This is a genomic window from Streptomyces sp. CB09001, assembly GCF_003369795.1.
Taxonomy (GTDB): domain Bacteria; phylum Actinomycetota; class Actinomycetes; order Streptomycetales; family Streptomycetaceae; genus Streptomyces.
This window is the reverse complement of record NZ_CP026730.1, coordinates 2296384-2316068: the sequence shown is the minus strand read 5'-3', so window position 1 is coordinate 2316068 and position 19685 is coordinate 2296384. Positions and strand designations below refer to the sequence as shown.

Here is a 19685-nt window from a genome sequence, read left to right as displayed (position 1 = left end):
CTAGAAACCGGGGTGACGCAAGGGCGCGGGCAAGGAGGGAACGCGATGGCGCACGACCCGACGGCACACGGCCGGGGCGCCGGTTCCCCCACCGAACGCCTCCGGCGCGGGAAGGCGGCCTCGCCCTGGCAGGAGCGAGGCACGAGCGCCAACTCCCCGCTCGCACCGGCTCCGCGCCGGAGGTTCCCACGTCGCGCCCCGACGCGGGCCGCCCACACTGCCCCACGTGTCTACGCGGACACCCAAACCGCAGACACAGTGTCGGGCGCGCCCGCGGCGCCCGGCTGCTGGGATGGAGTCATGGCCGAGACCGCGACCCGACCGTCCCCGGTCCCGGCCCGTGAGCAGCACGAACAGCGTGAGCTGCACCAACGGCACGTCTCGACCCGTCGCCGCCATCTGTGAAGGAGTTCTCGGTCATGACGAACATCGTCAACCACTGGATCGGCGGCAAGACCGCCGAAGGCGCCTCGGGCACGTACGGGCCGGTGACGAACCCGGCGACCGGCGAGGTCACCACCAAGGTCGCCTTCGCCTCCGTCGACGAGGTGGACGCCGCGGTCGCCGCCGCCAAGGAGGCGTACCTGACCTGGGGTCAGTCCTCGCTGGCCCAGCGGACCTCGATCCTCTTCCGCTTCCGGGCGCTGCTGGACGCGCACCGCGACGAGATCGCCGAGCTGATCACCGCCGAGCACGGCAAGGTGCACTCCGACGCGCTCGGCGAGGTCGCGCGCGGCCTGGAGATCGTCGACCTGGCCTGCGGCATCAACGTCCAGCTCAAGGGCGAGCTGTCGACGCAGGTCGCCACCCGCGTCGACGTGTCCTCCATCCGGCAGCCGCTCGGTGTGGTCGCGGGCATCACGCCGTTCAACTTCCCGGCGATGGTGCCGCTGTGGATGTTCCCGATCGCCATCGCCTGCGGCAACACCTTCGTGCTCAAGCCGAGCGAGAAGGACCCGTCGGCCGCCGTGAAGGTCGCCGAGCTGCTCTCCGAGGCCGGTCTGCCGGACGGAGTCTTCAACGTCGTGCACGGCGACAAGGTGGCCGTGGACCGCCTCCTGGAGCACCCGGACGTCAAGGCCGTCTCCTTCGTGGGCTCGACCCCGATCGCCCGCTACATCCACACCACCGCCTCCGCCAACGGCAAGCGCGTGCAGGCGCTCGGCGGCGCCAAGAACCACATGCTGGTGCTGCCCGACGCCGACCTCGACGCGGCGGCCGACGCGGCGGTCAGCGCGGCCTACGGCTCGGCCGGCGAGCGCTGCATGGCGATCTCCGCGGTCGTAGCGGTCGGCGCCGTCGGCGACGAACTGGTGGAGAGGATCCGCGAGCGCGCCGAGAAGATCAAGATCGGCCCCGGCACCGACCCGTCCTCCGAGATGGGCCCGCTGATCACCAAGGCGCACCGGGACAAGGTCGCCTCCTACGTCGAGGGCGCGGCGGCCGAGGGCTGCGAGGTCGTCCTGGACGGCACCGGGTACACGGTGGACGGCCACGAGGACGGGCACTGGATCGGCATCTCCCTGCTCGACCGGGTGCCGACCACTGCGAAGGCGTACCAGGACGAGATCTTCGGCCCGGTGCTGTGCGTGCTGCGCGCCGAGACGTACGAGGAGGGCGTGGCCCTCATCAACGCCTCGCCGTTCGGCAACGGCACCGCGATCTTCACCCGGGACGGCGGCGCGGCCCGCCGCTTCCAGCTGGAGATCGAGGCCGGCATGGTCGGCGTGAACGTGCCGATCCCGGTCCCGGTGGGCTACCACTCCTTCGGTGGCTGGAAGGACTCGCTCTTCGGCGACCACCACATCTACGGCAACGACGGCACGCACTTCTACACCCGCGGCAAGGTCGTCACCACCCGCTGGCCCGACCCGGCCGACGCCCCGGCGGGCGTGGACCTGGGCTTCCCGCGCAACCACTGAGGCGGCGCGGACGCCCCCGGCCCGCCGGGCGGCACGGCGGACCGGGGGCGTCGCGGCGGACCGGGGGGCGTCGCGGGTCACTGGCCGATGGCCGCGTCCCGCTGCTTCATGACCTGCTCGGTGAGGTCGCCCGTCTGCGCGGCGGGCGGAGCCGTGATCTTCTCGGTGGCGCCGAACTTCACGAAGTCCATGCTCACGGTCATCCCGGCGCCGGCCTGCGAGATCCGCACCGGCAGGTCCTTGCCGTCGACCCAGATGTCGCAGGTCAGCTTGCCGCCGCTCGCCTCCAGGGCGGCGATGGCCGCCTTCTTCTCGGCCTCGGTGAGCTTGGACTTCTCGACGTGCTCCGCGCCGACGCTGCCCCGGTAGTGGGTGGTCTTCTTGCCGAGGACGGTCTCCTCGCCGAGGTCCTCCACCTCCGTGGAGGCCGTCATGTAGCGCAGCGCCGCCGTCGGGTCGGCGGTGGCCGCCATGTTGTCGGCGCCCGCCTCGCCCGCCACCGCGGCGACGTCGACGCGCATCCACTCCTTGCCCGCGATCGGGCCGCTCGGCTGGGGATCCACGTCGTAGTAGTAGGCCCCGTCGACCATGACGACCCGCGTCGTCGGGTCGTCCTGGAGGGCGCTCATCTGCGCGGCGGCCGTGTCCATCTCGACGTCCATGGCCGCGCCGTCCCCCCAGGAGTACGTGCCGTCCATGGAGATCGGCTCGCCGCCGGTCGCGACCAGCTCGGTCGTCGTCCTGACCTTGGCGGAGCCCAGCTCCTCGGTCCGGTCGGTGGCCCGGGTGAGGGCCGCCATGACCGCGGTCCCCTTGTCCGCGGCCCTGTCGACCGACTCCGCCGCCGTCTTCGCGCCGTCCGAGCCGCACGCGGTCGCCGCCACCATCGCGGCCGCCGTGAGCCCCACCCAGGCCGCGCCGTACATCAGCTTCATGAGTCCCCACCCGTTGCTGTGTCCCTGTGATTCAACTGTGCGAAGGACTCTACCGGGCCCCACCGACAGCGTCCGGGTACCGGACGACGGCACGCTCCTGCCCCAGCAGGAGGCGAGCCACCTGTTGCTGACCGGCTCCATCGCGGCCGTGGGACGTGACGGCCCGCCGGAACCCGGCGCGCGGTGGGCCCGCCGGACCCCGACCGGCCTACCGCGCCCGTGGTACGCGGGAGCGGCCCCGTACTTCCGTGGGAGGGCCGCCGGTTCAGCCCCGGGGCGGCCCCCGTTGCCGGCGGCGGCCCGTACCGTTGACACATGGATCTTCGACTGCCCCGCGTGCGAGGGCTGCTACGGGGGCCGCGGCGGATGCTCTCCGCCGCGGCCGCCGTCGTCGTGCTCGCCGGCGCCGGGACGTGGACGGCCGTCGCCGGTGACGACCCGGCCCCGGTGCGCCGTGCCGACCGGGTCATGGCGGTGGGCGACGGCGTGCGCCTGGACACCTCGTACTTCACGGCGGGCTCCGGCGGCCACCGCCCGGCCGTCCTGCTCGCGCACGGATTCGGCGGCAGCAAGGACGACGTACGGGAGCAGGCCGAGGACCTGGCGAGGGACGGGTACGCGGTCCTCACCTGGTCGGCGCGCGGCTTCGGGAAGTCCACCGGGAAGATCGGGCTGAACGCGCCGGACGGCGAGGTCGCCGACGTGTCCCGGCTGATCGACTGGCTCGCCGAGCAGCCCCAGGTCGAGCTGGACAAGGACGGCGACCCCCGCGTGGGCGTCGCGGGCGGCTCCTACGGCGGCGCGGTCGCGCTGCTCGCCGCCGGGCACGACACCCGGGTGGACGCCGTCGCCCCCGCCATCACGTACTGGAACCTGGCGGACGCGCTGTTCCCGAACGGCGTCTTCAAGAAGCTGTGGGCCGGCATCTTCGTCAACTCCGGCGGCGGCTGCGACCGGTTCGAGGCGGACCTGTGCCGCATGTACCAGCGGGTCGCCGAGTCCGGCACGCCCGACGCCGAGGCCGTGAAGCTCCTGGAGGAGCGCAGCCCGCAGGCCGTGGGCGAGCGCATCAAGGTGCCCACACTGCTGACGCAGGGCCAGACCGACTCCCTCTTCCCGCTCGGCCAGGCCGACGCCGCGGCGAAGGCGATCCGGGCGAACGGCGCCGCGGTGGACGTCGACTGGATCGCGGGCGGGCACGACGGCGGCGACCTGGAGAACGACCGCGTCCAGGCCCGCATCGACGCCTGGTTCGACCGCTACCTCAAGGACGACGAGGGCGCCGGCACCGGCCCGGCCTTCCGCGTCACCCGCACCGGCGGCGTCGACTCCACCGACGGACAGGCCCAGTTGCGCGGCGCGAGCGCCGACCACTACCCGGGGCTGACGAACGGACAGCGCTCCGTGCCCCTGCGCGGTCGCGAGCAGCGCGTCGACAACCCCGCCGGGGCCAACCCGCCCGCCGTCTCCGCCCTCCCCGGCATCGGCGGCGCCGGCGGACTCTCCCAGCTCTCCTCGCTCGGCGTCGGGATCTCCCTGGACTTCCCCGGCCAGTACGCCGCGTTCGAGTCCGCCCCGGTCGGCGACGACCTGCGGATCACCGGCTCGCCGACGGCCACCGTCCACGTCCGCTCCACCACCGAGGACGCCGTCCTCTTCGCCAAGGTGTACGACGTCGGCCCCGGCGGCACCTCGCCCGTGCTCCCGTCGCAGCTGGTGACCCCCGTGCGCGTCGAGGACGCGAAGGCGGGCAAGGACGTCACGGTCGCCCTCCCGGCGATCGACCACGAGGTGCAGAAGGGCCACCGGCTGCGCCTGGTCCTCGCCTCCACGGACCTCGGCTACGCCTCCCCGGCCGCCCCGGCGACGTACACCGTCTCCCTCGAGGGCGACCTGAAGGTGCCCACCGCCCCCGGCGTCACGACCGCCGCCGCACCCCTCCCGGCCTGGGTGTGGTGGCTGCCCCTGGCCGGTGCCGCCGTCGCCCTGGCCCTGCTGTGGACGGGCCGCCGCCGCACCGCCGCACCGGCGCCCGACCCCGCGCTGGCCGAGGTACCCCTGCAGATCACCGGCCTGAGCAAGCGCTACGCCGGGTCCGCCGAGCGGTACGCGGTGCGGGAGCTGTCCTTCCGCGTGGAGAAGGGGCAGGTGCTCGGGCTGCTCGGGCCCAACGGCGCGGGCAAGACGACCACCCTGCGGATGCTGATGGGCCTGATCAAGCCGGACGACGGCGAGATCAGGGTCTTCGGCCACGCCATCCGGCCCGGCGCCCCGGTGCTGTCCCGGGTCGGCGCCTTCGTCGAGGGCGCGGGCTTCCTGCCGCACCTGTCCGGCCGGGAGAACCTGGAGCTGTACTGGCGGGCGACCGGCCGTCCGCCCGAGGACGCCCACCTCGACGAGGCCCTGGAGATCGCCGGTCTCGGCGACGCGCTCGCCCGCGCGGTGCGCACCTACTCCCAGGGCATGCGCCAGCGCCTCGCCATCGCCCAGGCCATGCTCGGCCTGCCCGACCTGCTCATCCTCGACGAGCCGACCAACGGCCTGGACCCGCCGCAGATCCGCGAGATGCGCGAGGTGATGATCCGCTACGCGGCGGCCGGCCGCACCGTGATCGTCTCCAGCCACCTGCTGGCCGAGGTCGAGCAGTCCTGCACCCACCTCGTGGTCATGGACCGGGGCCGACTGGTCCAGGCGGGCCCGGTCGCCGAGATCATCGGCTCCGGCGACACCCTCCTGGTCGGCACCGGCCTGCCCGTGGACGAACCGCTCGTGGACAAGGTCGCCGCCCTGCCCGGCGTCGCCTCGGTCGTGCACACCGACGACGGGCTCCTGGTCCGCCTCGACCCCGGTGGCACGGCGCCCGGCCTGGTCGCCGAACTGGTCCGGCTGGAGATCCCCGTGGCGTCGGTCGGCCCGCACCGCCGCCTGGAGGACGCCTTCCTCACCCTGATCGGAGGTTCCGCATGAGCACGCCCACCAAGCCGGCCACGACCGGGCCCGCGCCCGAACCGGCGTCGGTGTCCGAGTCCGCGTACGGCTACCGGGCGGGCCGCACCCTGCCCCTGCGGGTGGAGCTGGTGCGCCAGCTCAAACGGCGCCGCACCCTGGTCATGGGCGCGATCCTCGCCGTGCTGCCGCTCGTGCTCGTCGTCGCCTTCGCGATCGGCGGCGAGCCGGAGGGCCCCGGCGACCGCATCACCCTGATGGACACCGCCACCGCCTCCGGCGCCAACTTCGCCGCCGTCAACCTCTTCGTCTCGGCGGGCTTCCTGCTGGTCGTCCCGGTCGCCCTGTTCTGCGGGGACACCGTGGCCTCCGAGGCGAGCTGGTCCTCCCTGCGCTACCTGCTCGCCGCGCCGGTGCCGCGCGCCCGGCTGCTCGCCTCCAAGCTGGCCGTCGGGCTGGGGCTGAGCCTGGCCGCGATGGTGCTGCTGCCCCTGGTGGCGCTGGCCGTGGGCACGGTCGCCTACGGCTGGGGGCCGCTGGCCATCCCCACCGGCGGTTCGCTCGACCCGGGCACGGCCGCCCAGCGCCTGGTGGTGGTCGTCGCGTACATCTTCGTGTCCCAACTCGTCACCGCGGGGCTCGCGTTCTGGCTGTCCACCCGTACCGACGCACCGCTGGGCGCGGTCGGCGGCGCCGTCGGCCTCACCATCGTCGGCAACGTCCTGGACGCCGTGACCGCGCTCGGCCACTGGCGCGACTTCCTGCCCGCGCACTGGCAGTTCGCCTGGGCGGACGCCGTCCAGCCGAACCCGGAGTGGTCGGGCATGATCCAGGGCACCGCGGTCTCGGTCACGTACGCGCTGGTGCTGTTCGCCCTGGCCTTCCGGGGTTTCGCCCGCAAGGACATCGTGTCCTAGGTCACCGGAGGATCACCCACCGGTCTCGGGAGCCCCTCCTCGTGCCCGCTTCGAGACACAGCCGTAACACCCCGTGCCGCACGTTTCGCGCCGCCGCCCCGTCACAGTCACGTACACCGGCGCCGAACAAGCACAGGGGGACTTGACGATGAACCGGTACGGGACTCACGGGAGGCGGGGGCGGCGCGGCACGACCGCACTGCTCACGCTCACCCTGGCGGGCGGGCTGCTGCTCACCGGCTGCGGGGGGACGGACGACGCGTCGGACGGGGCGAAGGACACCGCGGCCGACTCGCGGGGCGGCTCGGCCCCGATGCCCGCACCCGACCGCCCGCGCGGCGAGGGCGAGCAGCGCTACGACGGCGGCACGAGCAGCGGCGGGGCGGGCGAAGGCGGCGAGGGCGGGAAGAACGGCGACTCCCGCCAGATCGCGCCCGACCCCGACTACCTGTCCACCTTCGCCCTCGACGTCGACACCGCCTCCTACGGCTACGCCCGCCGCACCCTGTCCGAGGGCCGGCTGCCCGACCCGGCCACGGTCCGCCCCGAGGAGTTCGTCAACAGCTTCCGCCAGGACTACGACCGCCCCGACGGCGACGGCTTCTCGGTGACCGTGGACGGCGCCCGCACCGACGACGAGGACTGGTCGCTGGTCCGCGTCGGCCTCGCCACCCGCCCCGCGGAGCGGCAGAGCGAACGCCCGCCGGCCGCCCTGACCTTCGTCATCGACATCTCCGGCTCCATGGGCGAACCCGGCCGTCTCGACCTCGCCCAGGAGGCCCTCGGCACCATGACCGACCGGCTCCGCGACGACGACTCCGTCGCGATCGTCACCTTCAGCGACGAGGCCGAGACCGTCCTGCCCATGACCCGGCTCGGCGACCGTCGCGGCCGCGTCCACGACGCGATCGACGGCCTGGAGCCGACCGACTCCACCAATCTCGGCGCGGGCATGGAGACCGGCTACGAGACCGCCGTCGAAGGCCGCCGCGAGGGCGTCACCAACCGCGTCGTCCTCGTCTCCGACGCCCTCGCCAACACCGGCGACACCGACGCGGACACCATCCTCGAACGCATCGCCACCGAGCGCCGCGAGCACGGCATCACCCTCTTCGGCGTCGGCGTCGGCAGCGACTACGGCGACGCCCTGATGGAACGCCTCGCCGACCAGGGCGACGGCCACACCACCTACGTCTCCACCAGAGAGGACGCCCGCGAGGTCTTCTCCGAGCAGCTCCCGCGCAACATCGAGCTGACCGCGCGCGACGCCAAGGCCCAGGTGGCCTTCGACCCGGAGACCGTCGCCGAGTTCCGCCTCGTCGGCTACGACAACCGCCAGGTCGCCGACGAGGACTTCCGCGACGACCGCGTCGACGGCGGCGAGGTCGGCCCCGGCCACACCGTCACCGCCCTCTACGCCGTCCGCACCAGGCCGGGCGCCGACGGCCACCTCGCCACGGCCACCGTCCGCTGGCTCGACCCCGACAGCCGCACCCCGCACGAGGAGTCCGGCGCCGTGGAGAGCGACGCCCTCGACGGCTCCGTCTGGGAGTCGGGCCGCGGACTGCGGGTCACGGCGACCGCCGCCTACTTCGCCGACGCGCTCCGGTCCTCGGGCGGCGACGGCGGCTCCCTGCCGGGCGCGCCGGACCTGTCCGAACTCTCCGAGCGGGCCGACGGCCTGGCGGACCGCACGGAGGACGAGGACCTGCGCGAACTGGCCGAGGCGATCGAGGAGGCGAACCGGCTGGCCTGACCCGACGGGGCGGGTGCGCCCATTGACGTTTCCTTACGCGTGAGTAAGTTTACTCCGAAGTAAGTTCGTAGGTGAGCTCGCAGCCGAGTACATGCGACAGCGCAGCAGTCCGACCGCGACCGGGAGCCGTCATGGGCGTACGCAGGGACCTGAAACGGGCGAAGGGGCGCGGTGACCTGGCATCCCGCGCCAGGACCGAGACCGTCCGGGACGCGGACGGCACTGTCCGTGAGGCCCGCACCGCCGCCCTCGCGTCCCGCCCCGCCACGGGCAGCACCGCCGACATCCCGTACACCAACGCCGCCGAGGCCCCCGGCGCCGTCGTCCTGCGCCGCGAGGTGGACGGCGTCTGGCGGCCCGTCACCGCCGCCGAGTTCGCCCGCGAGGTCACCGAAGTGGCCAAGGGCCTGATCGCGGCCGGCCTGGAACCCGGCGGCCGGGTCGCCGTCATGTCCCGCACCCGCTACGAGTGGACGGTCCTGGACTTCGCGATCTGGGCGGCCGGCGGCCAGAGCGTCCCGGTGTACGCCACCTCCTCGGCCGACCAGGTCGAGTGGATCGTCCGCGACTCCGGCGCCCGGTACGCCGTCACCGAGACCGCCGCCAACACCGCCACCGTCCGGGCCGGCACCGCCGGCCACCCCGAACACCCGCGCGTCTGGGAACTCGACGCCGGCGCGCTCACCGACCTCACCGCCCTCGGCCGGGGCGTGAGCGACGAAGAGGTCACCAAGCGCCGCACCGCCCTCACCCCGGACACGGTCGCCACCGTCTGCTACACCTCCGGCACCACCGGCCGCCCCAAGGGCTGCGTCCTCACCCACGCCAACCTCCACGCGGAGGCCGCCAACACGGTCGAGCTGCTGCACCCGATCTTCAAGGAGGTCACCGGCCAGACCGCCGCCACCCTCCTCTTCCTGCCGCTGGCCCACATCCTGGGCCGCACCATCCAGATCTCCTGCCTGCTGGCCCGCATCGAGATCGGCCACTTCCCGAGCATCAGGCCCGACGAGCTGCGCCCCGCCCTCAAGTCCTTCCGGCCGACCTTCCTGGTCGGCGTCCCGTACCTGTTCGAGAAGATCCACGACACCGGCCGGGCCACCGCCGAGAAGATCGGCCGCGGCGCGTCCTTCGAACGCGCCCACCGCCTCGCCGTCCGCTTCGGCGCCGCCCACCTGGAACGCTTCCTCGGCCGCGGCAAGGGCCCCACCCTGGGCCTGTGGGCCGGCTGGGCCCTGTACGACCTGCTGGTCTACCGCCGGGTCCGGGGGGAACTGGGCGGCCGGATGCGCTACGCCATCAGCGGCGGCTCCCCGCTGGAGAGCGAACTCAACCTGTTCTTCTACGCCGCCGGAATCATGGTCTACGAGGGCTACGGCCTGACCGAGACCACCGCCGCCGCCACCATCGTCCCGCCGCTCGGCCCCCGCCCCGGCACCGTCGGCCCGCCGGTCCCCGGCACCGCCGTGCGCATCGCGGACGACGGCGAGGTGCTGGTCAAGGGCGGCATCGTCTTCGGCGCCTACCGGGGCAACCCCGAGGCCACCGAGGCGGCCCTCACCGACGGCTGGTTCGCCACCGGTGACCTCGGCTCCCTCGACGCCGACGGCTACCTCACCATCACCGGCCGCAAGAAGGACCTCCTGGTCACCTCCGGCGGCAAGAACGTCTCCCCGGCCGTCCTGGAGGACCGCCTGCGCAGCCGCCCGCCCGTCGCCCAGTGCCTGGTCGTCGGCGACAACCGGCCCTTCGTCGCCGCGCTGATCACCCTCGACCCGGACGCCGTGGCCCACTGGCTGGCGGTGCGCGGGCTGCCCGCCGGCACGCCGATGTCCGAGGTCGTACGGGACGACAGGATGCGCGCGGACGTCCAGAAGGCCGTGGACCACGCCAACGCGGCCGTCTCCCAGGCCGAGTCGATCCGCGCCTTCCGGCTGGTCGAGGGCGAGTTCACCGAGGAGAACGGCCTGCTGACCCCGTCCCTGAAGGTGAAGCGGCACGCGGCCGTCGCGGCGTACGCGGACGAGATCGAGGCGCTGTACGCGACGCCGGGCCGCTGAGCGTCGCCCGGCCCCGGGGCATGCGAAAGGGCGGGCCGCCGAAGTGCTCGGCGGCCCGCCCGGGGCGATGTCAGCCCTTGCCGCCCTCACCGTTGGAGGACAGGATCGAGACGTCCTCCAGCAGGTGGGCCAGCGCACCGTCGCGCTTGGCCTGCGTCGAGTTCTCGGCGCACTGCTGGTTCATGTCGTCGCCCAGGACGTTGAGGTCCTGGATCGGCACGAGACCGATGACGCTGACCGGGATGTCGCTGACCGCGATGCACGGCTTGTTGAACGAGCCCTGGATGAGCGCCATCTGCGGGCTCATGTTGCCCGTGGTCATCGAGTTGCCGAAGTACTGCGAGGCGCCGTTCCCGTTGGCCGAGACGGGCCCGCTGTCGTCGCCGATCGCCATCGCCTGCGGGGCCGCGGCAGCGGAGGCACCCATGACGGAGGCGGCGATCGCCGCGTAGGCAACTACCTTCTTGATCACTGGCCAGTCCTTTCTGAGGAAACCCCGTCCACCGGAGCCCACTGGTCAACTCCGTGGGTCCGGTCGGGTTTCTCCCGTTCACTCCGTCGGCGGACAACGGGAAATGTGTACGGGTCCGTGTTTCCTCCCCGGGTTCCGGGGATTTTTGCGGCGTTTTTGAGATCCCGTGCGGGCCAACCGGGTGAACGCCCGCAACCAATCATCGCGCACCGGGTTGATGAGGCCGTAGGACAGTGCGTCGCTACGACGAAAGGAACGCGAAGTGCTCAAGAAGGCAATGGTCGCCGCGGCGGCTGCCGCTTCTGTGATCGGCATGTCGGCTGCCGCCGCTCCCCAGGCCCTGGCCATCGGGGACGACAACGGGCCGGCCGTGGCCAACGGCAACGGCGCCTCCTCGGCGTTCGGCAACTCGGCAACCAAGGGCGACATGAGCCCCCAGCTGTCGCTGGTCGAGGGCACGCTGAACAAGCCGTGCCTCGGTGTCGAGGACGTCAACGTCGCCGTCATCAACCTCGTGCCGATCCAGGACGTCAACGTCCTGGCGGACGACCTGAACCAGCAGTGCGCGGACAACTCCACGCAGGCCAAGCGTGACGGCGCCCTGTCGCACGTCCTCGAGGACCTGTCGGTGCTGTCGGCGAACGGCGAGGGCCGCTGAGCCCAGCCCCGCCCGGTGCGGGCGGCCCGCTGACTTCCGCGCGGGCCGCCCGGCCGTGAACGGGACGGGATTTCGCCGGGGAGCGGAACGACGTCGTCGCTCTCCTGGGGGAACGGCCGGACCGGTTCGTGAGGCATCCGAGTGAATTCCGGGGTGTCCCACGTTCGGTAGTTTCTCCGGCCGTCAATTCCTCGTTTGCAGGCTGCAGGTCATGGTGCGAGCCGTCAATGCTGTGCTCGCGCGGTTTCGGCCGTCATTCAGGCATGACCGCAGAGAAGGGAAAGTTCATGAAGAAGAGCGCTGCTGTCGTCGCGGGCGCGATCATGGCCCTCGGCATGGCCGCCCCGGCCTTCGCCGACGCCGGCGCCGGGGCTGCCGCCGTAGGCTCCCCGGGCGTCCTGTCCGGCAACGTCATCCAGGTTCCCGTGCACGTTCCCGTCAACGTGTGCGGCAACAGCATCAACGTCGTTGGTCTGCTGAACCCGGCGTTCGGCAACAAGTGCGAGAACGACTGACGTCGTTCCGCACCGACCGGCTGCGTCACGGCCGGCCTTGGCCAACTCGTTTGGTTCGGGGCCGGCTTTTCCCCTTTCTGCAGCCCGTCCCCCCGGAGAGCGTTCTCCGGCCATCTCTCATCTCTCATCTCTCCAAGCAGGAAGACAACCAGAGTGCGACAGACCCTGAGCAGGGGGATGGTCGCGGCTGCCGCCGCGACGGGCATCCTTTCCCTGTGCGGCAGCCCCGCCCTTGCCGACTCGCATGCGGACGGGGCCGCCACGAACTCGCCGGGCGCCGTGTCCGGCAACGCCCTCCAGGTCCCCGTCGACGTGCCCGTGAACGCCTGCGGCAACACCGTCGACGTGATCGCCGCCCTGAACCCGGCCTTCGGCAACGAGTGCGAGAACACCTCGGACGAGCAGACCGACGGCAACGGCGGCGGGTACGGCGAGGACGCGTCGGACGCCTCGTCCTCGTCGTCCGGTTCCCACGCGGACGGCGCGACCGTGGGCTCGCCCGGCGTCGGTTCCGGCAACAACGCGCAGGTCCCGGTCGACGTGCCGGTCAACCTCTGCGGCAACACCGTCGACGTGATCGCCGCGCTGAACCCGGTCTTCGGCAACAAGTGCGAGAACGAGGCCGAGGAGCCCCCCGGCTACGGCGAGGAGGAGCCGCCGCCCCCGACCACGCCGCCCGGCTACGGCGAGGAGGAGCCCCCGCCGCCCACCCACGAGGAGCCGCCGCCGCCCTACGGCGAGGAGGAGCCCCCGCCGCCGTCCGAGGAGGAGCACACCCCGCCGGCTCCCCCGAAGGAGCAGCCGCCCGCGCTGGCCGAGACCGGCAGCGAGGGAACGCTGGGCGCCGCGGCCGCCGGTGCCGTACTGATCGCGGGCGGAGCGATCCTGTACCGCCGGGGCCGCGCCCTCACCGGCCGCTGACCTCACCCGCCACCCCGACGCCCCCGGCCGGCCCACACGGGCCACCGGGGGCGTCGTCGTCGCCACCGCCCCGGGTGCGCGCGGCTCAGCGGCTGCGCGCCCGGTCCTCGTCGGGGCGGCCGGCGTGGTCCGCCGGCGGGGCGGAGGCCTGGCGTACGACGCGGGCGCCGGACGGGGCCGGGGTGCCCGGCCGGGTGCCGCCCCGGTGCACGCGGTCCCGCAGCCTGCCGCCCACATGGCGGCCCCACAGGGCCCACAGCGCCCGGCCCGGCGCCCGGTCGTCCCGGGCGTGCCAGGCCAGCTCGCGCCCCCCGTGTCCCTCGCGGGCCGGACGCAGCGCGGTCAGCGGCGCGTAGTTCTCCACCACGAACGCCCGCCCCGGCCGCGGCACACCCTCCGGCAGCGGGCGGTGGGTCAGATCCAGGTGCAGGGCCCGTACGACGTCCAGTCCGGCGGTGTCGGCGAAGAGCCGGAACTGGGCGCCGGGGCGCGGATTGAAGTCGAGCAGGTGATAGCGGCCCGTCGTGCCGCAGCGACGGAAGTCGAGGTCGAAGACGCCCCGGTAGCCCAGCTCCGCGGTGACCCGCTCGGCGAGCGCCCGCACCTGCGGATTCGGCGTCCAGCGGCCCACCGCCGTCAGACCGGCGCCGCGCGGCCTGGCCCGCGTCTTGCGGCCCGGGCCGCCCGCCCGGACCGCGCCGAAGCGGTCGGCGTACCCGTGGAAGAACCAGTCCCGGTCGGGGCCCGGTGGCAGGAACGCCTGGAGCAGCAGCCGGCTGCCCGCCTCCTCGGCCCGCAGATACAGCTCCCCGGCCTCCCGCGCCGAGCGCACCAGCACCGTGCTGCGCAGCCCGCCGCCCGGGGGCACCAGCCAGGGGCGGCTCCACTTCGCCACCACCGGCAGGCCCAGCCGCCACGCCGCACGTGCCGCCTCCGCCGCGCCGTCCGGGACCAGCGTCTCGGGGTGCGGGACGTCCAGCGACGCGCACACACTGGCCAGTTCGGCCTTGTCGGCCACGCGTGCGGGCAGCTCGCCCGGCTGGTCGGGCAGCAGATACAGGTGAGCCAGCTCCGCCCGCGCCCGGCCCACCGCCACGGCACACGCGTCGTCCATCGGAATCAGCACGGCGGGCCGTGCGATCCGAGCGGCGACGCGGCGCAGGGCCGCCACGATCTCGGCGGGCGGCGCGCCGGGCGGCGGCGCGGTGTGCAGCCCGCTCAGGTAACGGGAGGCGCGGACCGGGCTGTGCGCACAGTCGGCGACCACGTGCACGTCCACCCCCGCCCGGCCGAGCGAACGCACGGCACCCAGCGTTCCGTGGTGAAAGGGATTCCGGTCGATCCGCAGCAGAACGGCGGGGACACGGGTGTCGAACAGCGACACGGGAGACTTCCTTCGGATTCGGGCTCGTTCGAGCGGCTGCCGATTCGGTTCACCAATGCGGGCGATCGGCGCACTCGAAAGCCGTAACAGCGGTGGCGTGACGGCATTTCATATGACTGGGTGTCAATAACGGGGAGCAATGCACGGCGAAGGACCGGAAAGAAAAAAGGAGGCCGGTATGGCCGCACGGCAGTCACGGGCCCGGTCCGGGCGGCGTCCCGCGCGCGCCGCGGCGGCGGCGATCGCGGCGGCGGCGTTCCTGGCCGCGGGCCCCGGTGCCGCCGCCGGCGAACCGGCCGCGCCCGAACCCGGACCCGGTCCCAAGCCCGCCCCCGCCTTCGGCGCGTACCTGGACTACGGCCCGCGCGGCGTGGCCCGGATGGCCGCGCTGAGCCACTGGCTGGGCGGCGCCGAACTGCGCGTCGGCCACACCTACCTGCCCGGCGACCGCTGGAGCAACATCGAGGGCGCCCCCGGCTTCCTCGACGTGTGGGCCGACTGGCGCACCCGCAAGGCCGACCGGATGCTCGTCCTCAACGTGCCCATGATGGAGCGCAACGAGGAGCACGTCGACGACGACGAGGTGCGCGAGCTGCTGCGCCAGGGCGCCGCCGGACGCTTCGACCACCACTTCCGCGCCCTCGCCGAACGCCTGGTCGCCCTCAAGGTCCCGGACACGGTCCTGGTGCTCGGCTGGGAGATGAACGGCACCACCTACACCCACCGCTGCGGGCCGGACCCCGAGGCGTGGAAGACGTACTGGAACCGGATCGTCACCACCATGCGCGCGGTGCCCGGCCAGAAGTTCCGGTTCGACTTCGCGCCGAGCCGCGGCCGGGACGCCGTGCCCTGGACGCGGTGCTATCCCGGCGACGCCACCGTCGACATCATCGGCATGGACTCCTACGACCAGCCGCGCGGGATGTCGTTCGACGAACAGGTGAAGGAGCCGTACGGGCTGCAGCGCCACGTGGACTTCGCGAAGGCGCACGGCAAGCCCGTCTCCTACCCGGAATGGGGACTGTTCCGCAACGGCGACAACGCCGCCTACGTGCGGCGCATGCTCGCCTGGATGGACGAGCACAAGCCCGTGTACAACACGGTCACCGACTACTGCCCGCACGGTGTGTGGCAGTGCGACGACAATCCCCGCTCCACGGCCGTCTACCGGTCCGTGCTCTTCGGCCGCACCGACGAGCCCGAACCGACGGCCCCGACACCCCCGGAGCCCACCGCACCCACCCCGCCCACGACTCCCACCGCGCCGCCCGTGCCACCGGTCCCCTCCACCGTGCCGGAGCCCCCGGCCGGCTGCTCGCCGCTGGACCTCGGCGACTGGGTCGAGTACTGGCTCGGCGGAAAGCTGTGCATGCGCCTGGACTGGTACGCGCGGGACAAGTAGCGGCGTGCGGAGGGTGCCGTGGTGGCGGCCGGCCCGGTCAGGTGCCGCCACCGTCGCGCTCCCTCCGCTCCGCCCGCTGCCGCAGCAGCTCCTTGCCCCGTCGTCGGGCGGCGGCGTCGGCCAGCGCCGCCGCCAGCAGCGGTGCCGTGCGGCGGCGGGCCAGCAGCAGCCGCTGGTTCGGCACCGGCTCCGGGCGCCAGTGGTGCTTGTACGGCTCGTTGCCGCGCAGCAGGCTGAGCGTGCCGCGCCCCGGGGCACGGGCGTACTCGGCGCACGCGTCCAGCAGCATCACCGCCACGTCCGCCTTCCGCTCCCGCAGCCGGGGGTGCGCGCCGTACAGGTAGCCCCCGGCCAGCCCACGGGACAGCAGCGTCACGTCCACGGCCACCACCTCGTCGCCCATCCGGAACTCGGTGACCACCGCGTCCCCGGTCCGCACCATCGGCTCCACCGCCCGCACCAGGTGCTCGCGGAAGCGGGTCCGCAGGTGCTCGCCGGTCACCTTCCGCCCCCGCCACTGCAACCGGTGCAGGTCGAGGAGCCGGCGCAGCGCCGCCTCCGTCTCGTCGGGCAGCACGGGACGGCCCTTGACACCGAGCGTGTCCAGGCGGCGCAGCTGGGCGCGGACCCGCTGCCTGGCCTTGCCCGAGGGCAGCCGGGCGACCAGCTCGTCCATGGGGAGGGCGGGCAGCTCCAGGCAGAGCGAGTCCGCGAGCCGGTGCCGGGGCCCGTGCCAGTGCGCGTAGAGCCGTTCGGCGGCGGCACCCGGCCGTACCTCGCGCAGGTCGACCAGCGCGGTGCGGGCCACCGCCGCGACGCCCACCGCGAGCGCGGCCACCGCGTCCGGGCCGCGCTCGTCGTCCAGCAGGACGTCCCCGTAGTCCGAGATCGCCCCGCCCAGCGGCACCAGCGCCGGAACCGGGCGCCGTACGAGCGTCAGCGGCGCCGCGGCGACCAGTTCGCCGCCCTCGCGGGCCAGCACCAGCCGCAGCCGCCCGGCCGAACCGTACGAACGCCACCAGGAGAGCAGCCAGGCGTGGCTCTGGAACGGGGTCGCGGTGGCGCACCTGCCGTACAGCCGCCGCCACTGCGGGGCCAGCTCGGCGAACGCGTCCTCGTCGGTGACCAGTTCGATCGTGTGGCCGGACGGGAGCGTGCCCGGGTGCGGCGGCCTGCGGTGCGTCACAGCTGTCCGCGGACGTCGGCCGCCGACGCCGGACCGGGTACGGGCGCCGCCGCGCGGCCGGGCTCCCGTGCGGTGCGGCGCGGCCGGACCAGCAGGGCCAGCCCGCCGAGGAGTCCGCCCGCGCTCGCGCCCACCAGGCCGGTCACGGCGGTGGACGCCGAGGACGGCTCGGCGGGCTCGGTGGCCCGGGCGAACTGCCGCAGCTCCACGTGGGTGTCGGCGGCGGAGTCCGCCGCGTGCCGGGTCAGGGCGCGGGCTACGGCGTTGGCCATGTCGGCGGCCTGCTCCGGATCGGCGGAGGTGGCCGTCACCGAGACCATCGGCGCGTCCGGCGAGGTCGCGGTGCGCACGCTCCGCTCCAGGGTCGCCACCGGCACGTGGGCCCACATCTGCGCGTCCCCGAGCACCGCGAGCTGCGTGGCGACCCGGCCGTAGGCCTGCGCGAAGCCCAGCGCGGACGCCGGGTCGGACTCGTCGGCGGGGACGGCGACGACGTAACCGGTCGCCGTGTACTGCGGGGTGGTGAACAGGCCGTACCCGGCGCCGAGCAGCCCGCCGGCGAGGACACCGGCCGCGAGCGGGGACCACGGCGGCAGGGAGCGCAGGCGGAGCACGGCACGGCGCAGGGCGGCCGGGGCGCGGCGCGGCCGGGCGGGGGGTGCGGGCTCGGGCTCCGCCGCGGGCGCGGGCGGGGTCTGAGTGAGGGGTTCGGTCATGCGGAGGTGACTCCCTGGGATGCCGGGAAAGGGGACGACGAGGGCGGAGGCGGGGGCAGCGGTCGGGTGAGGGCCGTCGCGTAGACGTCCATCAGCCGGGCGGCGCTGCGGGTGACGCAGTAGTGGCGGGCCGCCTCGGGCGCGGAGCGCACGCCGGGGACCGGGCCGTGGGCCGCGCGGGTCTCGGCGAGGGCGCGCGCGAACTCCGCGGCGCCGCCGTGGACGCGCCGCGCGCCGGGCGCCGCCGCGGGGGGCAGGTCCTCGATCGCCGGGCAGGAGGCGTACAGCACCGGCAGCCCCGACGCGAGCCCCTCCACGGCGGCCAGGCCGAAGGCCTCCTCCGGCGACGGCGACGCGAGGACGTCCATCGCGGCGGCGAGGGCGGGCAGGTCGGGGCCGGGGGAGCCGTCGGCCAGGCAGGGGCGTTCGCCGGTGAGCAGGACCCGGTCGGCGACCCCCGCCTCGCGGGCGGTGCGGCGCAGCAGATGCTCCTGGGGGCCGCCGCCGACCAGCAGCAGCCAGCAGTCGGGCGGGAGCAGGGCCAGGGCGCGGACCAGGACGTCGAAGCGTTTGCCCGCCGCCAGCCGGCCGACGCCGCCGACGACGTACGCGCCCTCGGGCAGGCCGAGGCGGCGCCGGGTGCGCAGCCGCCGGACCGGGTCGAAGCGGAAGCGGGCCAGGTCGATGCCGTTCGGGACGACCTCGATGCGGGGCGCGGGCACGCCCCAGCGGCGCAGCCGGTCGGCGACGGTGGGGGAGACGGCGACCGTGGCGCTGCCGAGGCGCTCCCCGGCCAGGTACAGGGCGCGGACGCCCGGGGTGAGCGGGCGGCCCTCCATCTGGGAGTCGCCCAGGGAGTGTTCGGTGGCGACGACCGCGCGCACCCCGGCCAGGCGGGCGGCGACACGGCCGTAGAGGCAGGCGCGGTAGAGGTGGGTGTGCACCAGGTCGTAGCCGCCGCCGCGGATCAGGCGGGCCAGGCGGGGCAGCGCGGCCAGGTCGCGGTTGCCGGTCATGCCGAGGTGGACGACGCGCACGCCGTCGGCCAGCAGCCCGTCGGCGACCGGGCCGGGGTTGGTGAGCGTCACGACGTCGCAGTCGACGGGCAGGTGACGCAGGAGCAGCCGCAGCTGCTGCTCGGCACCGCCGACGCCGAGACCCGTGATGATGTGCAGGGCCTTCACGTCCGTCACCTCACACTCCCGCCGCGGCCCGGCGGCGCAGGCGGTGCAGCCGGGTCTTCAGCAACAGCCGCACGGGTGTGTCGTTCTGGCCCACGTGCACGCGCGGCAGGGCGTACGGGCCGGTCAGCGGGCCGGGGTCGATGGCGCAGGCGTAGCTGTAACCGGCGGCGCGCACGGCGCCGGCGGCGCGGGCGTCGACCGTGCCGTACGGATAGCAGAAGCCGGCGACCGGCGCGCCGGTCAACTCCGTGAGCAGTGCTCTGCTCCCGGCGGTCTCGGCGCTCAGCACGGTGTCGTCCGCCGTGGTGAGGTCGACGTGGGTGAGGCCGTGCGAGCCGATCTCGACGCCCTCGGCGGCGGCCCGCCGGATGCCGTCGGCGGTCAGCAGCGGCTTGCGCGGGCCCAGCGGGTCCCAGGAGTTGACGCCGCCGAGCCGCCCCGGCAGCACGAACAGGGTCGCCCCGCAGCCGTGGCGCCGCAGGCACGGCAGCGCGTGCTCGACGAAGTCGGCGTACCCGTCGTCGAAGGTCAGCCCCACCAGGTCCCGGCCACCGCCGCGGGCGCGGGCGGCCAGCAGCTCGCCGACCGCCACGCCGCGCAGCCCGCGCCGCCGCAGCCAGCCCAGCTGCGCGTCCAGCCGGTCGGGCGTGACCGTGATGCGGTACGGGTCGTCCGAGCGGTCGCCGACGGAGTGGTACATCGCCACCCAGG

The 19685-nt window shown here is 74.1% G+C and carries 16 protein-coding genes and 1 pseudogene; 10 read left to right on the top strand and 7 right to left on the bottom strand.

What is annotated here, in order from left to right; all coding sequences use genetic code 11:
* Positions 1-204 precede the first annotated feature (204 nt).
* Positions 205-405: pseudogene (locus tag C4J65_RS36560) on the top strand (hypothetical protein); the annotation flags it as partial.
* 14 nt (positions 406-419) lie between these two features.
* Positions 420-1922: a CoA-acylating methylmalonate-semialdehyde dehydrogenase gene (gene mmsA / locus C4J65_RS10670; RefSeq protein WP_115742203.1), complete on the top strand. Its 1503-nt coding sequence runs from the start codon at positions 420-422 to the stop codon at positions 1920-1922.
* A 77-nt stretch (positions 1923-1999) separates the two neighbouring features.
* On the opposite strand, the gene C4J65_RS10665 is transcribed toward mmsA, so the two are convergent.
* A complete protein-coding gene (locus C4J65_RS10665) occupies positions 2000-2857 on the bottom strand; it encodes a hypothetical protein (RefSeq protein WP_115742202.1) in 858 nt (285 codons plus the stop codon).
* A gap of 315 nt (positions 2858-3172) precedes the next feature.
* On the opposite strand from C4J65_RS10665, the gene C4J65_RS10660 reads away from it, so the two are divergent.
* From C4J65_RS10660 to C4J65_RS10645, 4 genes are all read left to right on the top strand, one after another.
* Entirely contained in the window at positions 3173-5824 is a 2652-nt protein-coding gene (locus C4J65_RS10660) for a CocE/NonD family hydrolase (RefSeq protein WP_162833126.1), read from the top strand.
* The gene (locus C4J65_RS10655) at positions 5821-6720 is read left to right on the top strand and encodes an ABC transporter permease (RefSeq protein ID WP_115742200.1); all 900 of its coding nucleotides are present in this window, start codon (positions 5821-5823) and stop codon (positions 6718-6720) included. The genes C4J65_RS10660 and C4J65_RS10655 overlap by 4 nt, the downstream gene beginning before the upstream one ends.
* Positions 6721-6868: 148 nt before the next feature.
* Complete coding sequence (locus tag C4J65_RS10650) at positions 6869-8476, top strand: VWA domain-containing protein (RefSeq protein ID WP_115742199.1); 1608 nt, start codon at positions 6869-6871, stop codon at positions 8474-8476.
* Positions 8477-8607: 131 nt separating this feature from the next.
* Positions 8608-10536, top strand: coding sequence for an AMP-dependent synthetase/ligase (locus C4J65_RS10645; protein WP_115742198.1), 1929 nt, complete (start codon positions 8608-8610; stop codon positions 10534-10536).
* Between the two features lie 70 nt (positions 10537-10606).
* Here the strand turns inward: C4J65_RS10645 and rdlB are convergent, their stop codons facing one another.
* Positions 10607-11008: a rodlin RdlB gene (gene rdlB, locus C4J65_RS10640; protein WP_003976081.1), complete on the bottom strand. Its 402-nt coding sequence runs from the start codon at positions 11006-11008 to the stop codon at positions 10607-10609.
* Positions 11009-11270: 262 nt separating this feature from the next.
* On the opposite strand from rdlB, the gene rdlA reads away from it, so the two are divergent.
* From rdlA to chpA, 3 genes are all read left to right on the top strand, one after another.
* On the top strand, positions 11271-11666 hold the full coding sequence (gene rdlA / locus C4J65_RS10635; RefSeq protein ID WP_115742196.1) for a rodlin RdlA: 396 nt from the start codon (positions 11271-11273) through the stop codon (positions 11664-11666).
* A gap of 287 nt (positions 11667-11953) precedes the next feature.
* A complete protein-coding gene (chpD, locus tag C4J65_RS10630; protein WP_115742195.1) occupies positions 11954-12181 on the top strand; it encodes a chaplin ChpD in 228 nt (75 codons plus the stop codon).
* A gap of 153 nt (positions 12182-12334) precedes the next feature.
* Positions 12335-13102 carry an LAXTG-anchored chaplin ChpA gene (gene chpA, locus C4J65_RS10625; RefSeq protein WP_275898150.1) on the top strand — a complete coding sequence of 256 codons (768 nt, stop codon included), beginning with the start codon at positions 12335-12337 and terminating at the stop codon, positions 13100-13102.
* 85 nt (positions 13103-13187) lie between these two features.
* Here the strand turns inward: chpA and C4J65_RS10620 are convergent, their stop codons facing one another.
* Positions 13188-14486, bottom strand: a complete 1299-nt coding sequence (locus C4J65_RS10620; RefSeq protein WP_115742193.1) for an ATP-grasp domain-containing protein — start codon at positions 14484-14486, stop codon at positions 13188-13190.
* A gap of 178 nt (positions 14487-14664) precedes the next feature.
* Between C4J65_RS10620 and C4J65_RS10615 the strand changes: the two genes are divergently transcribed.
* A complete protein-coding gene (locus C4J65_RS10615) occupies positions 14665-15888 on the top strand; it encodes a glycosyl hydrolase (RefSeq protein WP_115742192.1) in 1224 nt (407 codons plus the stop codon).
* A gap of 37 nt (positions 15889-15925) precedes the next feature.
* Here the strand turns inward: C4J65_RS10615 and C4J65_RS10610 are convergent, their stop codons facing one another.
* The 4 genes from C4J65_RS10610 to C4J65_RS10595 are packed head-to-tail and all read right to left on the bottom strand — an operon-like array spanning position 15926 to position 19674.
* Complete coding sequence (locus C4J65_RS10610) at positions 15926-17074, bottom strand: GNAT family N-acetyltransferase (protein ID WP_115742191.1); 1149 nt, start codon at positions 17072-17074, stop codon at positions 15926-15928.
* Positions 17071-17790, bottom strand: coding sequence for a lipopolysaccharide biosynthesis protein (locus tag C4J65_RS10605; protein WP_115742190.1), 720 nt, complete (start codon positions 17788-17790; stop codon positions 17071-17073). Before C4J65_RS10605 ends, C4J65_RS10610 begins: the two co-directional genes overlap by 4 nt.
* Positions 17787-18974: a glycosyltransferase gene (locus tag C4J65_RS10600; protein WP_115746384.1), complete on the bottom strand. Its 1188-nt coding sequence runs from the start codon at positions 18972-18974 to the stop codon at positions 17787-17789. Before C4J65_RS10600 ends, C4J65_RS10605 begins: the two co-directional genes overlap by 4 nt.
* A gap of 10 nt (positions 18975-18984) precedes the next feature.
* Positions 18985-19674 (bottom strand): polysaccharide deacetylase family protein, encoded by a 690-nt coding sequence (locus C4J65_RS10595; protein WP_115742189.1) that lies wholly within the window; start codon positions 19672-19674, stop codon positions 18985-18987.
* Positions 19675-19685: the final 11 nt, after the last annotated feature.

Bases quoted from the DNA above. Each gene is read 5' to 3' on its own strand.
- C4J65_RS10645 (WP_115742198.1), top strand. From the start codon at position 8,608: ATGGGCGTACGCAGGGACCTGAAACGGGCGAAGGGGCGCGGTGACCTG.
- C4J65_RS10595 (WP_115742189.1), bottom strand. From the start codon at position 19,674: ATGTACCACTCCGTCGGCGACCGCTCGGACGACCCGTACCGCATCACG.
- C4J65_RS10665 (WP_115742202.1), bottom strand. From the start codon at position 2,857: ATGAAGCTGATGTACGGCGCGGCCTGGGTGGGGCTCACGGCGGCCGCG.
- C4J65_RS10660 (WP_162833126.1), top strand. From the start codon at position 3,173: ATGGATCTTCGACTGCCCCGCGTGCGAGGGCTGCTACGGGGGCCGCGG.
- chpD (WP_115742195.1), top strand. From the start codon at position 11,954: ATGAAGAAGAGCGCTGCTGTCGTCGCGGGCGCGATCATGGCCCTCGGC.
- C4J65_RS10615 (WP_115742192.1), top strand. From the start codon at position 14,665: ATGGCCGCACGGCAGTCACGGGCCCGGTCCGGGCGGCGTCCCGCGCGC.
- C4J65_RS10655 (WP_115742200.1), top strand. From the start codon at position 5,821: ATGAGCACGCCCACCAAGCCGGCCACGACCGGGCCCGCGCCCGAACCG.
- C4J65_RS10650 (WP_115742199.1), top strand. From the start codon at position 6,869: ATGAACCGGTACGGGACTCACGGGAGGCGGGGGCGGCGCGGCACGACC.
- mmsA (WP_115742203.1), top strand. From the start codon at position 420: ATGACGAACATCGTCAACCACTGGATCGGCGGCAAGACCGCCGAAGGC.
- C4J65_RS10605 (WP_115742190.1), bottom strand. From the start codon at position 17,790: ATGACCGAACCCCTCACTCAGACCCCGCCCGCGCCCGCGGCGGAGCCC.